A 14,075-nucleotide genomic window follows, 5' to 3' on the forward strand; every position below is an offset into this window, starting at 1 on the left:
CAGCGGTTTTCGTCAGACTGCGTTAAGGCTTAGTAGCCCAGCGCGAAGTCCTCTTCTTTCATGTCCATCAGGTTGCCAGCGCCCGACAGCATAGTGGCCACGTGCGTGCGGGTACGCGGCAGGATGCGCTGGAAGTAGAAGCGCGCGGTTTGCAGCTTGGCGGTGTAGAACGCCTCGTCGCTGGTGCCGGCGGCCAGTTTTTCCGCAGCCAGGCGTGCCATGTCTGCCCAGAAGTAGGCCAGGCAGGCATAACCGGAGTACATCAGGTAGTCCACGGAGGCCGCGCCGACTTCCTCGCGATCTTTCATGGCAGCCATACCGACCTTCATCGTCAGCTCGCCCCATTCCTTGTTCAGTGCAGCCAGCGGCGCGACGAATTCCTGAACGGCTTCGTTGCCTTCGTTGGTCTGGCAGAACTTGTGGACGATCTTGGTGAAGCCTTTCAGAGCCTCGCCTTGAGTCATCAGCACTTTGCGGCCGAGCAGGTCGAGGGCCTGGATGCCGGTGGTGCCTTCGTACAGCATCGAAATGCGGCTGTCGCGAACGTTCTGCTCCATGCCCCACTCGGCGATGAAGCCGTGGCCGCCGTAGATCTGCACGCCGTGGTTAGCCGCTTCAAAACCGACTTCGGTCATGAACGCTTTGGCGATCGGGGTCATGAACGCCAGCAGTGCGTCGGCCTTCTTCTTCTCTTCTTCATCGACGCCGTATTTGACGATGTCGACCTGCTTCGCAGTGAAGTAGACCATCGCGCGGTTGCCTTCGGCGAACGCTTTCATGGTCAACAGCATACGGCGCACGTCAGGGTGGACGATGATCGGGTCAGCGGCTTTGTCCGGCGCTTTCGGGCCAGTCAGCGAGCGCATTTGCAGGCGATCGCGAGCGTATTTCAGACCGCCCTGGAAGCCGATTTCGGCGTGAGCCAGACCTTGCAGCGCGGTGCCCAGGCGAGCGGTGTTCATAAAGGTGAACATGCAGTTCAGACCTTTGTTCGCCGGGCCGATCAGGTAACCGGTGGCGCCGTCGAAGTTCATCACGCAAGTGGCGTTGCCATGGATGCCCATCTTGTGTTCCAGCGAACCGCAGCTCACGGCATTGCGCGCGCCAATGGTGCCATCGGCGTTTGGCAGGAACTTTGGAACGATGAACAGCGAGATGCCTTTGGTGCCAGCCGGTGCATCCGGCAGACGGGCCAGTACGATGTGGACGATGTTGTCGGCCATGTCGTGCTCGCCGGCCGAGATGAAGATCTTGGTGCCGGAAACTTTGTAGGAACCGTCGGCCTGAGGCTCGGCCTTGGTACGCAGCATGCCCAGATCGGTGCCGCAGTGCGGTTCGGTCAGGCACATGGTGCCGGTCCATTCGCCGGAGACCAGTTTGGTCAGATAGGCTTCCTGCTGCTCAGGGGTGCCGTGCTCGGAGATGGTGTTCATCGCGCCGTGCGACAGGCCTGGGTACATGCCCCACGACCAGTTGGCTTCGCCGACCATTTCGCTCACTGCCAGGCCCAGCGACTCAGGCAGACCCTGACCACCATGCTCAACGTCGTGCGCCAGGCTTGGCCAGCCGCCTTCGACGAATTGCTTGTACGCCTCTTTGAAGCCAGTCGGGGTTTTCACGCCGGATTCGCTCCAGGTGCAACCTTCCAGATCGCCCACGCGGTTCAGCGGCGCCAGTACCTGCTCACAAAACTTGGCGCCTTCCTCGAGGATGGCGTCAACCATGTCCGGCGTGGCATCTGCGCACGCTGGCAGGCTCTGATAGTGCGCTTCGTAGCCGAGCAGCTCGTCACGAACGAAGCGAATATCACGCAAGGGGGCCTTGTAGTCAGGCATAGCGATAAACCTCTGCTGATGTAACCGGGAATGAACGACCGTGTTGAGTTGTTGTGACGGTCAAACAGTTGTTTGAAACATACGTTTACGCCGAAATCTTGTCAAGCGTCGTTCTTTTGCCGTTCGTCATCACCTTTCTCAAATGCCAGAGACAACAAATCGCCGCGACTTCATACAAGCCACGGGCGTTTGAGAAAAGATTAGTTGAGCAAGAAGGACTTAAACGCAAAACGCCGCGACAATGCGCGGCGTTTCAGTGTTTCCAACAAATTCAATCAGGCAAAGGTGTCAATGATTGTCCCCAGCACCTCGTCGGACGCCTTGGCCGCCTTCACACCCAGCTCTGCCTGGATCTTGCCCTGCGACAACTCGACGATATTGCTCGTCAGATCCGATTCTTGCGCGCGATCCACGCCGCGCAAGCGATTGACCTGCACTTCAGACGACTGGCTGGTCACCGAACGCTCGATGGTGTTGTTGGCGATCTGACTGGCCGCCTGATCGACGCGGTTCTGCCCGGACTGAATCGAACTCAGGCCCGCATAAAAAGCTGTGTTGCCGGAGATTTCCATAGTCACTCTCGTCCCTGCAAAGGATCAATGGTCGTCATTGAAGCAGACGCGCCAGCAAAACACCCGTCAAAAACACTAATGGCACAGTGCCTGTTCATAGTGAGAAACTTAATCGAGCAAATCCAGTTGCAAATGCTCGGCCACCGCTTCGGCGCTCAACGCTTTGAGTTTCGGCACCCGGCCCAGGCACGGCGCGGGTATGCGCTCGGCCAGGGTCGCAAGATTTTCCTCCAGGCGCGAAGTCTTCGGATCGATAATGTTTGCCACCCAACCCGCCAACTGCAGACCATCCCGGGCGATCGCCTCGGCGGTCAGCAACGCGTGGCTGATACAGCCCAACCGTACGCCCACCACCAGAATCACCGGCAGCTTCAGTGCAATCGCCAGGTCCGAGAGGTTGTCCTGATCTGCCAGCGGCACCCGCCAGCCACCGGCACCTTCGATCAGGGTGAAATCGGCGTTCATCGCCAGAATTCCGCGCATCGGCGCCAGCAGCGATTGCACCGTCAGCGCCACACCCGCTTCGCGCGCCGCCAGGTGCGGAGCGATCGCTGGCTCGAACGCCACCGGATTGACCTGTTGATAAGTCAGCGGCAATGAACACTCGGCCAACAGCGCCAAGGCATCGGAGTTACGCAAGCCTTTGGGTGTGACGTCGCACCCGGAAGCCACCGGTTTGCCCGCCGCTGTGCTCAAGCCTGCCGACCGCGCCGCATGGAGCAATCCGGCAGCGACGGCGGTCTTGCCGACATCGGTGTCGGTACCGGTGATGAAATAGGCTGCGCTCATAGAGGTTTCTCCAACACGGCGTACACCACCTGATACGTTGCGGGCAGCCCCGACGCCTGACGGAAGCGCTCGTACGCGTCGATCAGCCCAAGAATCCGCGCCCGTCCGGTCAAACCACCCGGCCGGCCAGGATTCAGATTGTGCGCGCCCAGCGCTTTCAACTCATGGGTCAGGCTGCGCACATCCCGGTAATGCAACACGTGCGGTAGATTTTCCAGACACACTGTGCGCATGCCACTGCCAACGCATAACTGCTCATAACGGGCGAAGTCACGGAAGCGATTGACGTGCACCAGCCCGTCGACCTGCTGCCAACTTTCACGCAACTCGAACAACGTTCCTGTACACAGACTAGCAAAGGCAAAAATTCCGCCCGGTTTCAGCACGCGCAAGGCTTCGCTGAGCACCGCCTCGAAGTCGCCGCACCACTGCACCGCGAGACTGGAGAAAATCAGATCGAAGCTAGCATCCTGCAACGGCAGCCTTTCGGCATCGCCAGCAATGAAATGCTCAGCGCCACCCAGCGGCCGTGCGTGATCAAGCATACCCTCGGCGATGTCCAGCGCGACACCGCTGCCCTGGGTGAAACGCGAGGCCAGCGCCCGGGTGAAATAGCCAGTGCCGCAACCGAGATCAAGCCAACGCGACGGCGTGAAACTCGCAGGCAAGCGCTCAAGCAACTGCGTGCCGACGTCACGCTGAAACTCGGCGACGCTGTCGTAACTGGCCGCAGCACGAGAAAAAGACGCCGCCACCTGGCGCTTGTCGGGCAAGCCCCCAGGCAGCACAAGGGACAGATCATTCATCAGCGCACTCATGTAGAAACGCCTGGATCGCGCCCGCGATTCCGTGCGGGTCCTCCAGCAGAAAAGCATGGCTGGCCTGTTCGATCAGACCAATTTCGATATCCGGCAGCAGCGCAAACAACGCGCCCGCCGCCTCCGCCGGGACCAGCGCGTCCTGTCCGCCGAACAGATGAAACTGCGGGCCGCGAAACCCCTGCAACGCCTGGCGCGTATCCAGTTGCGCGAGCAGCTCCAGTCCCGCCATCAGCGCAGTCGGTGCGGCTGCCGGTGCACCACCGAGCAGCAACCGCGACAAGCCGCGCGGGTCTGACGAACCTTGCGCACATAACAAGGCGAAGCGCTTGAGCGTGGTACGCGGATCGGCCTGGCAACCGGCAAGAAATGCATCGAAAGTCTCGCCGGGCATCGCGGTCGGCCATTGCTCATGAGCGACAAACGCAGGGTTGCTCGCCAGCGTCAGCACCCCGCAGCACGCCTCGCCGCGTCGTGCCGCCAACTCAGAGGCGAGCATGCCACCCAGCGACCAGCCACCGAGCCAGACTTCCTGTGGAATGCGCGCATCGAGTTCGTCGAGCCAGTCTTCAAGGTCAGCGGAGGCCAGCTCCGGCAGCGGTTCGATTTCGACCTGCAGATGTTCGTCGAGACCACGCAAGGCTGCCGCCAGCGGTTCCAGCGGCGACACGCCGAGGCCCCAGCCGGGCAGCAGAATCAGACGATTACGCATGGCTTGGCTCCAACGACAATAGGGCGAAACAATCTGCCAATCCTTCCAGCAACTGTTGCACTTGCGCTTCGCTGTGGGCGGCGGTCAGCGTGACGCGCAGTCGCGCGCTGCCGGCCGGCACGGTCGGTGGGCGAATCGCAGTGACCATCAGCCCGCGCTCGCGCAGCATCTGCGACAGCCGCACCGCGCGGCCGGCATCGCCGATCATGATCGGCTGAATCGGCGTGAAGCTGTCCATCAGCTCCAGCCCGATTTGCTCTGCGCCGTGGCGGAACTGGCGAATCAGCGTCTGCAAGTGTTCACGGCGCCAGTGTTCGCTGCGCAGCAATTCGAGGCTTTTCAACGTCGCGCAGGCCAGCGCCGGTGGTTGGCTGGTGGTGTAGATATACGGGCGGGCGAACTGGATCAGGCTTTCGATCAACTCTTCGCTGCCGGCGACAAAGGCCCCGGCGGTGCCGAAGGCTTTGCCGAGGGTGCCGACCAGCACCGGCACATCGTCCTGGCTCAGGCCGAAATGCTCGACGATGCCGCCACCGTTGGCGCCCAGCGGGCCGAAGCCGTGGGCATCGTCAACCATCAGCCACGCGCCTTTGGCCTTGGCCGCGCGGGCCAGCGCTGGCAGGTCGGCGATGTCACCGTCCATGCTGAATACGCCATCGGTCACCACCAGTGTGTTGCCAGTGGCTTTCTCCAGGCGCTTGGCCAGACTCTCGGCATCGTTGTGCAGATAGCGATTGAAACGCGCGCCGGACAACAGGCCCGCGTCCAGCAAAGAAGCGTGATTGAGCCGGTCTTCCAGCACCGTGTCGCCCTGCCCGACCAGCGCCGTGACCGCGCCGAGGTTGGCCATGTAGCCGGTGGTGAACAGCAGCGCACGTGGGCGTCCGGTCAGATCGGCGAGTGCTTCTTCCAGCGCGTGATGCGGGCTGCTGTGGCCGATCACCAGATGCGACGCCCCACCGCCGACACCCCAGCGCTCGGCCCCCGCGCGCCAGGCTTCGATCACCTGCGGATGATTGGCCAGGCCCAGATAGTCGTTATTGCAGAACGCCAGCAGCGGTTGGCCGTCGACTACCACCTGCGGGCCTTGCGGCGATTCGAGCAGCGGGCGCTGCCGATAGAGGTTGTCGGCACGGCGAGCAGCAAGGCGTGCGGCGAGATCGAAAGACATGCAGGCCTCGATTTTCAAATGACACAGATCCCCTGTGGGAGCGAGCCTGCTCGCGATTGGGCGTCACATCCAGCATGGATGTTGGCGGCCCAACCGCTTTCGCGAGCAGGCTCGCTCCCACAGGGGTTTTGCATTCCTTCAGAGCAATCCGCGCGGTTTATTACACCGCAGCGTTGTAGAACTGCTCGCTACTCTTCTGCTCCACCAGTGCCTGCTCAATCGCAGCCTGGTGAACCTCATCGGAATGCTCTTCACGGGCCTCCGGCTGGATACCGAGGCGCGCGAACAGTTGCATGTCCTTGTCCGCCTGCGGGTTGGCGGTCGTAAGCAATTTGTCGCCGTAGAAAATCGAGTTGGCGCCGGCGAAAAATGCCAGGGCCTGCATCTGCTCGTTCATCGCTTCGCGGCCGGCGGACAGGCGCACGTGGGATTGCGGCATAAGGATGCGTGCCACGGCGAGCATGCGGATGAAGTCGAACGGGTCGATGTCCTCGGCGTTTTCCAGCGGCGTGCCGGCGACTTTCACCAGCATGTTGATCGGCACCGATTCCGGGTGCTCGGGCAGGTTGGCCAACTGGATCAGCAGATTGGCGCGATCGTCCAGCGATTCGCCCATACCAAGAATGCCGCCGGAGCAGATTTTCATCCCCGATTCACGCACGTAGGCCAGCGTCTGCAGACGCTCGCTGTAAGTGCGGGTGGTGATGATGCTGCCGTAGAACTCCGGCGAGGTGTCGAGGTTGTGGTTGTAGTAATCGAGACCGGCCTTGGCCAGCGCCTCGGTCTGCTCCTGATCGAGACGGCCGAGGGTCATGCAGGTTTCCAGACCCAACGCTTTCACCCCTTCAACCATCTTCAACACATACGGCATGTCTTTGGCCGACGGATGTTTCCACGCCGCGCCCATGCAGAATCTCGTCGAACCAATGGCTTTGGCGCGGGCCGCTTCTTCGAGGACCTTCTGCACTTCCATCAGCTTTTCTTTTTCCAGGCCGGTGTTGTAGTGCCCGGACTGTGGGCAGTACTTGCAGTCTTCGGGACAGGCACCGGTCTTGATCGACAGCAGCGTCGAAACTTGCACACGGTTGGCGTTGAAATGTGCGCGATGCACCGTTTGCGCCTGGAACAGCAAGTCGTTGAATGGCTGTACGAAGAGTGCTTTGACTTCGGCCAGAGACCAATCGTGACGCAGGGTGGCGGTGGTGCTCGCGCTCATGGGCAATTCCTTGGTTATGCTTGGCTGGCGCCGGGGAAACGGAATACCCACAGGCGCTACACGGATGTTCGGCATATTTAAGGAAGAGCGATGCGCTGTCAACCGCAATACCAAGGACAGGTTTACATGTGTTTAAAAAACGTACAGACCTGCTTGCTGTGCGATGAGCCTACAGAAGCACAAATGCCAATGTGCGAGGCCTGCGAAACCGAGCTGCCCTGGCTCGGCAGCCATTGTCAAAGCTGCGCTTTGCCATTGGCGGCGGATGGCCTGACTTGCGGCGAGTGCATGCTAGAGCCTCCGGCCTTCGAACAGGTCGCCGTGCCATGGGTCTATGGCTTCCCGGTGGACAGACTGATTACACGCTTTAAACACAACGCGAAATGGCCGTTTGGTCACCTGCTCGCCGACGTTCTCGGCCAATACCTGCAGCATCGCTTCGCCGAGGAATTGCCGCGCCCCGATGTGTTGCTACCGGTGCCGTTGGCGAATAAACGCCTGCGTCGGCGGGGATTCAATCAAGCGGCGATGCTCGCGCGCTGGTTGAGTGTTTCGCTGGATTTGCCCTGTGAAGAACAGGTGCTGCGGCGAGTCATGGACACCGACGCCCAACAGGATCTGGATGCCAAGGCGCGCAAACGCAATTTGCGCAATGCCTTTGCATTGGCGCTTGGTGCAGAGGTAAGCGACCGCCATTTCGCGCTGGTGGACGACGTACTGACCACTGGAGCAACCGCTCAGGCATTGGCGCGATTGTTGATGGATGCTGGTGCGGCGCGGGTTGATGTGTATTGCCTGGCTCGTACGCCGAAACCAGGCTCTTGAAGACGAGACATAGCCCTGTTGGAGCTGCGGCACGCTGCGATCTTTTGATTGTAAAAAACAAGATCAAAAGATCGCAGCGTGCCGCAGCTCCTACAGAAGACCGTGTTCGGCTTGACTCGTACGTTGCAAGTGGCCAACGTCCCTCTCATCGCCCGAGCCAGAAGCATTCTGATATGTCCCTGCCCACCCTGCTCTCCCAACACATCGTCCGCCGTCCGCAGCGCATTGCCCTGCTGCAACATATCGCCGAGCAGGGTTCGATCACCCGTGCGGCGAAGAGTGCGGGGCTCAGTTACAAGGCTGCGTGGGATGCGATCGATGAGTTGAACAATCTCGCGCAGAAACCTTTGGTCGAGCGCGTGGTGGGCGGCAAGGGTGGTGGCGGCGCCAGACTGTCCAGCGAGGGCGAGCGGGTGCTGCGCCTGTATCAGAAATTGCAGGCTTTGCAGGCGCAGGTCCTGGAAGCGGCGGAAGACGCCAGCGATCTCGACCTGCTCGGGCGGCTGATGCTCAGGACCAGCGCGCGCAATCAACTGCATGGCACGGTCGCGGCCATTCAGGCGCAGGGGCGCAACGATCTGATCCGCCTCGAACTGGCCGAAGGCATTGCTCTGGAGGCACAGATCACCCACGACAGCACCGTGCATCTGGAATTGCAGGTCGGTACCGAAGTCATGGCGCTGATCAAGGCTGGCTGGCTTGATTTGCGCGGTGCCGATCAGGCGACGACGCCTGGGCACAATGTCCTGCACGGCACCATCGAAGCGATTCTCGATGCCGAGGACGGCCCCAGCGAAGTGCGCATTTCCCTGCCCAACGGCCATACACTTTGCGCCTTGGCCGAACCGCTGCACTTGCGCAGCCAGCAACTCGCCGTGGGGTCTGCGGTGCAGGTGCAATGTGCGCCCTCCAACGTGCTGATCGGCACGCCGCTCTGATTCGACCCTGCAACAAAAGCGTCATCGACCCGCATTAAGGTGTTGCCCATAACCAAGCAGGGAGCCTGATGTGAGCCTATTAGAAGAAAACCAATCCACTGATCTGGAAAAAATGGTCGGCCTCAGCCGTCGCGGTTTCATCAGCGCCGGTGCCTTGTGCGGCGCGGCGATGTTCCTCGGCGGCAACCTGTTGAGCCGCAGCGTCATGGCCGCCAGCGTCAGCGCCGGCAACAGCCGCCTGCTCGGTTTCGAAAGCATTCCGGCCGCGACCACCGACGCCATCAGCCTGCCCAAGGGCTACAAGTCTTCGGTGCTGATCAGTTGGGGCCAGCCGTTGCACAAGAACGGCCCGGCCTTCGATCCGAGCGGTAACGGCACCGCTGCCGCACAGGAAGTGCAGTTCGGCGACAACAACGACGGCATGAGCCTGTTTGCCTTCCCGGACGACAAAAACCGCGCCCTGATGGCGATCAACAACGAATACACCAACTATCGCTACCTGTATCCGCATGGCGGCATGCCGCAGTCGGCTGAAGATGTGCGCAAGGCATTGGCCTGCGAAGGCGTGTCGGTGATCGAAGTGCAGCGCAAGAACGGTCAGTGGCAATTCGTCCAGGGCTCGCGCTACAACCGTCGGATTCACGGTAACTCGCCGCTGCGCATCAGCGGTCCGGCCCGCGGCCACGACTTGATGAAAACCGCTGCCGACAAGCACGGCAAGAAAGTTCTCGGCACCTTCCAGAACTGCGCCAACGGCAAGACGCCGTGGGGCACCTACCTGACGTGCGAAGAAAACTTCACCGATTGCTTCGGCAGCAGCAACGCCCAGCAGCAGTTTGATGCCGCGCAAAAGCGCTATGGCGTTGTCGCCAGCAGCAAAGACATCAACTGGCACCCGCACGACCCGCGCTTCGACATGGCCAAGAACCCCAACGAGCTCAACCGTCACGGCTGGGTGGTCGAGATCGATCCGTTCGATCCGCAATCGACTCCTGTCAAACGCACCGCGCTGGGCCGCTTCAAGCATGAAAACGCCGCGCTGGCCGAGACCGACGATGGTCGCGCTGTGGTGTACATGGGCGACGACGAGCGTGGTGAGTTCATTTACAAATTCATCAGCCGCGATCGCATCAACCATCGCAATCAGAAGGCCAACCGCGACATCCTCGATCACGGCACCCTGTACGTAGCCAGGTTCGATGCCGGCGACGGCAACCCCGATCACCCGAAAGGCCAAGGCCAGTGGATCGAACTGACCCACGGCAAGAACGGCATCGACGCCAGCAGCGGGTTTGCCGATCAGGCCGAAGTGCTGATCCACGCGCGTCTCGCCGCCAGCGTCGTAGGCGCAACACGCATGGACCGCCCGGAGTGGATCGTCGTCAGCCCCAAGGACGGCCAGGTTTATTGCACCCTGACCAACAACGCCAAACGTGGCGAAGACGGGCAACCGGTGGGCGGGCCGAACCCGCGCGAGAAAAACGTCTACGGGCAGATTCTGCGCTGGCGCACCGACCGCAACGATCACGCTTCGAAGACGTTTGCCTGGGATCTGTTTGTGGTCGCGGGCAACCCGGGCGTGCATGGCGGGACGCCGAAGGGCGGCTCATCCAACATCACCCCGCAGAACATGTTCAACAGCCCCGACGGTCTGGGTTTCGACAAGGCCGGACGTCTGTGGATTCTCACCGACGGCGACTCGAGCAACGCTGGCGACTTCGCCGGCATGGGCAACAATCAGATGCTCTGCGCCGATCCTGCGACCGGTGAAATTCGCCGGTTCATGGTCGGGCCGGTGGGTTGCGAAGTGACCGGGATCAGCTTCTCGCCGGATCAGAAAACCCTGTTTGTCGGGATTCAGCATCCGGGCGAGAACGGCGGTTCGACCTTCCCCGAGCATCTGCCCAACGGCAAGCCAAGGTCCTCGGTGATGGCGATTACCCGCGATGATGGCGGCATCGTCGGCGCCTGATAATCCGCTTTCGCGAGCAGGCTCGCTCCCACAGGGAATCGCATTCCAAGGTGGGAGCGAGCCTGCTCGCGAAGAGGCCCGGGCAGACACCAACACCCTTCGCGCCGCCATCTGCGCTACCATGCCGGGCCGGACGCAGCAGCCTGCTGCGCGCAGGAGTCAGCATGGCCCACCCGTTTGAAACCCTCACCCCCGATCTCGTCCTGGATGCCGTTGAAAGCATCGGTTTCCTCAGCGACGCGCGCATTCTGGCGCTCAACAGCTACGAAAACCGTGTGTATCAGGTCGGCATCGAAGACTCCGAGCCGCTGATTGCCAAGTTCTATCGTCCGCAGCGCTGGACCAACGAGGCCATCCTTGAGGAGCACCAGTTCACCTTCGAACTGGCCGACATCGACATCCCGGTGGTAGCGCCGCTGATCCACAACGGCGAAACCCTGCACGAGCACGCCGGTTTCCGCTTCACCCTGTTCCCGCGCCGTGGGGGCCGCGCGCCGGAGCCGGGCAATCTTGATCAGCTATATCGCCTCGGCCAGTTGCTCGGACGCATGCATGCGGTGGGCGGCACCAAGCCGTTCGAACACCGCGAAGCCCTGGCCGTGCAGAACTTCGGCCATGCCTCGCTGAACACCCTGCTTGAAGGTAATTTCATTCCGAAAAGCCTGCTGCCGGCCTACGAGTCAGTTGCCCGCGACCTGCTCAAACGCGTCGAAGATGTCTACGCCGCCACGCCGCACCAGAACATCCGCATGCACGGTGACTGCCACCCCGGCAACATGATGTGTCGCGACGAGATGTTCCACATCGTCGACCTCGACGATTGCCGCATGGGCCCGGCGGTGCAGGACATCTGGATGATGCTCGCCGGCGATCGCCAGGAATGTCTCGGGCAGTTGTCGGAATTGATGGACGGCTACAACGAATTCCATGATTTCGACCCGCGCGAACTGGCGCTGATCGAACCGTTGCGCGCCCTGCGCCTGATGCACTACAGCGCCTGGCTGGCGCGGCGCTGGGACGACCCGGCATTTCCGCACAGCTTTCCGTGGTTTGGCACGGAACGGTATTGGGGCGATCAGGTGCTGGCATTGCGTGAGCAGTTGGCGGCACTGAATGAAGAACCGCTGAAACTCTTCTGATCAAAGATCAAAAGATCGCAGCCTTCGGCAGCTCCTACCTTGGAATGCATATCCCTGTAGGAGCTGCCGAAGGCTGCGATCTTTTTGCTTTCTGACACGACACATCTATACAACCTCCTTACAATCCTTTCTTTGTCAGCTGCCTGAACAAGGATTCTGCATGCAAGCCGCCAACCCGCGTCGCGGGTACATTCTGGGCCTGAGCGCCTACATTATCTGGGGCCTGTTCCCGATCTATTTCAAAGCCATCGCCGAAGTCCCGGCCGTCGAAATCATCATTCACCGGGTGCTGTGGTCGGCGTTGTTCGGTGCGTTGCTGCTGATGGTGTGGAAACACCCGGGCTGGCTGCGCGAGCTGCTCGACAACCCCAAGCGTCTGGCGATTCTGGCCTTGAGCGGCACGCTGATCGCGGCCAACTGGCTGACTTACGTATGGTCAGTGAACAACGGTCGCATGCTTGAGGCGAGTCTGGGTTATTACATCAATCCGCTGGTCAACGTGTTGTTGGGCATGGTGATTCTCGGTGAGCGGCTGCGACGCATGCAGTGGGTGGCGGTCGGGCTGGCTGCCATCGGCGTGGCACAGCAGGTGTGGCAGGTCGGCAGTCTGCCGTGGGTGTCGCTGGCGCTGGCGCTGACCTTCGGTTTCTACGGTCTGATCCGCAAGCAGGCGCCGGTCAAGGCGCTGCCGGGGCTGGTGGTGGAAACCTGGATGCTGGTGCCGATTGCGATCGCGTGGTTGCTGTTCAATCAGACTGCCACGAGTGTGCAGCCGGCCTTCTGGACCACTTCCGAAGCCTGGTGGCTGGTAGCCGCCGGCCCGGTGACGCTGGTGCCATTGGTGTGTTTCAACGCCGCCACCCGCCACTTGCCCTACACCACCATCGGCTTCCTGCAATACATCGCGCCGACTCTGGTACTGCTGCAAGCGGTGCTGCTGTTTGGCGAGCATTTGTCTTCGAGCACGCTGGTTGCCTTCATGTTTATCTGGGCCGGGTTGGCGGTCTATAGCGTTGATGCGTGGATAAGTTTGCGTCGGCGCGCCTGATCAAAAAACGCACAAACCTCCGCAGGCCACGGTTCTCGTGGCCTGCATCGTTCCTTCCCAAGCTTATCCACAGCGTGATCCCCGCCGTTTGTGCGCAAGTTACTGAATGTTGGCGGTTTTTTGATCAACCTGCGCAAAGCCACGGCGGACGTGGCGTGGCGGTCTGTCTCTACAGGTTATCCACAGGCAGGTGCACGTTAAACCTGAATAACCCTGTTTGCACTTAAACCTCTGTGCGCAACACCAGCTCGACCATCAGATCATCGGCCAGGGTTTCCAGGCGTGCCTGCAACACATCCAGCGACAACGTCAGTGGCACCGCCAGAATCGCCTCAGCGTGAAACAGCGGCTCGCTGCTCATCGGCGCCGGGCGCACTTCGGTCACCAGCCGTTCAAGGTTCACACCCTGCTCGCTCAACAACCGGGTGATGTCACGGACGATGCCGGGCCGATCATTGCCGACCAGTTCCATGGCGATCGGTTTCCACGTGCAGGACTGCTCCACCCCGCTTTCGGCAATCAATACGCGGATGCCATGGGTCGACAGCGCTTGCAGGGCATCGACCAGTTCGTCGTAAGCCTCCGCCGGCACCCCCACGCGCAGAATCCCGGCGAACTGCCCGGCCATGCGTGACATGCGGCTTTCCAGCCAGTTGCCGCCGTGCTCGGCGATGCATTGGGCGATGCGCTCGACCTGCCCGGGCTTGTCCGGGGCGAAAACGGTGAGTACGAGATGGTCCATGGCGCAGCCCTCTTGTCATGACTTTTGTTATCGAAGGGCAAGTATAGGCAAGGGCTGGTTTCGTGTTGAATCGACTGGCCCCTTCGCGAGCAGGCTCGCTTCCACATTTGGAACGCAATCCTCTGCGGGAGCGAGCCTGCTCGCAAATGACAGCACTGGGGATCTGCACGAAAGACAAATCGTGTACAACTTTCGATATTTAACTGGAACAATCCAATGCTTTTTTGAGAACATCCCGTTCCGCGACGTGACCGCAATGCGTCATGAGGTCGCAGAACGACGTAATTAGTCTGATTTT

Annotated in this window: 13 protein-coding genes; 5 read left to right on the forward strand and 8 right to left on the reverse strand. The window is 60.9% G+C overall.

From position 1 onward, the window contains the following. Positions 1 to 29: 29 nt before the first annotated feature. The 7 genes from AC4IHP_RS12600 to bioB form a co-directional block, all read right to left on the reverse strand. Complete coding sequence (locus AC4IHP_RS12600; protein ID WP_039757671.1) at positions 30 to 1,835, reverse strand: phenylacyl-CoA dehydrogenase; 1,806 nt, start codon at positions 1,833 to 1,835, stop codon at positions 30 to 32. Between the two features lie 275 nt (positions 1,836 to 2,110). Further along, on the reverse strand, positions 2,111 to 2,407 hold the full coding sequence (locus AC4IHP_RS12605; protein WP_490831811.1) for a pyrroloquinoline quinone biosynthesis protein PqqE: 297 nt from the start codon (positions 2,405 to 2,407) through the stop codon (positions 2,111 to 2,113). 108 nt (positions 2,408 to 2,515) lie between these two features. Then, positions 2,516 to 3,196, reverse strand: coding sequence for a dethiobiotin synthase (gene bioD / locus AC4IHP_RS12610; RefSeq protein WP_490831812.1), 681 nt, complete (start codon positions 3,194 to 3,196; stop codon positions 2,516 to 2,518). Then, positions 3,193 to 4,002 (reverse strand): malonyl-ACP O-methyltransferase BioC, encoded by an 810-nt coding sequence (gene bioC / locus AC4IHP_RS12615; RefSeq protein ID WP_460125180.1) that lies wholly within the window; start codon positions 4,000 to 4,002, stop codon positions 3,193 to 3,195. The genes bioD and bioC overlap by 4 nt, the downstream gene beginning before the upstream one ends. After that, a complete protein-coding gene (locus tag AC4IHP_RS12620; RefSeq protein WP_490831813.1) occupies positions 3,995 to 4,726 on the reverse strand; it encodes an alpha/beta fold hydrolase in 732 nt (243 codons plus the stop codon). The genes bioC and AC4IHP_RS12620 overlap by 8 nt, the downstream gene beginning before the upstream one ends. Further along, positions 4,719 to 5,897, reverse strand: a complete 1,179-nt coding sequence (gene bioF / locus AC4IHP_RS12625; RefSeq protein WP_490831814.1) for an 8-amino-7-oxononanoate synthase — start codon at positions 5,895 to 5,897, stop codon at positions 4,719 to 4,721. The genes AC4IHP_RS12620 and bioF overlap by 8 nt, the downstream gene beginning before the upstream one ends. A 160-nt stretch (positions 5,898 to 6,057) precedes the next feature. Continuing rightward, the gene (gene bioB / locus AC4IHP_RS12630) at positions 6,058 to 7,113 is read right to left on the reverse strand and encodes a biotin synthase BioB (RefSeq protein ID WP_016772860.1); all 1,056 of its coding nucleotides are present in this window, start codon (positions 7,111 to 7,113) and stop codon (positions 6,058 to 6,060) included. A 90-nt stretch (positions 7,114 to 7,203) separates the two neighbouring features. Between bioB and AC4IHP_RS12635 the strand changes: the two genes are divergently transcribed. The 5 genes from AC4IHP_RS12635 (at position 7,204) to rarD (ending at position 13,035) form a co-directional block, all read left to right on the forward strand. Further along, on the forward strand, positions 7,204 to 7,938 hold the full coding sequence (locus AC4IHP_RS12635; RefSeq protein WP_490831815.1) for a ComFC family protein: 735 nt from the start codon (positions 7,204 to 7,206) through the stop codon (positions 7,936 to 7,938). A gap of 173 nt (positions 7,939 to 8,111) precedes the next feature. Continuing rightward, entirely contained in the window at positions 8,112 to 8,876 is a 765-nt protein-coding gene (locus AC4IHP_RS12640) for a TOBE domain-containing protein (protein ID WP_460121909.1), read from the forward strand. A gap of 70 nt (positions 8,877 to 8,946) precedes the next feature. After that, positions 8,947 to 10,848, forward strand: a complete 1,902-nt coding sequence (locus AC4IHP_RS12645; RefSeq protein ID WP_490831816.1) for a PhoX family protein — start codon at positions 8,947 to 8,949, stop codon at positions 10,846 to 10,848. A gap of 164 nt (positions 10,849 to 11,012) precedes the next feature. Then, positions 11,013 to 11,987, forward strand: a complete 975-nt coding sequence (locus AC4IHP_RS12650; protein ID WP_039757662.1) for a serine/threonine protein kinase — start codon at positions 11,013 to 11,015, stop codon at positions 11,985 to 11,987. Between the two features lie 160 nt (positions 11,988 to 12,147). After that, a complete protein-coding gene (gene rarD, locus AC4IHP_RS12655; protein WP_041476730.1) occupies positions 12,148 to 13,035 on the forward strand; it encodes an EamA family transporter RarD in 888 nt (295 codons plus the stop codon). 223 nt (positions 13,036 to 13,258) lie between these two features. Here the strand turns inward: rarD and AC4IHP_RS12660 are convergent, their stop codons facing one another. Beyond that, complete coding sequence (locus AC4IHP_RS12660; protein ID WP_490831817.1) at positions 13,259 to 13,777, reverse strand: glycine cleavage system transcriptional repressor; 519 nt, start codon at positions 13,775 to 13,777, stop codon at positions 13,259 to 13,261. Between the last annotated feature and the right edge of the window lie 298 nt (positions 13,778 to 14,075).

It is taken from the genome of Pseudomonas sp. UF-293 (genome assembly GCF_058245595.1).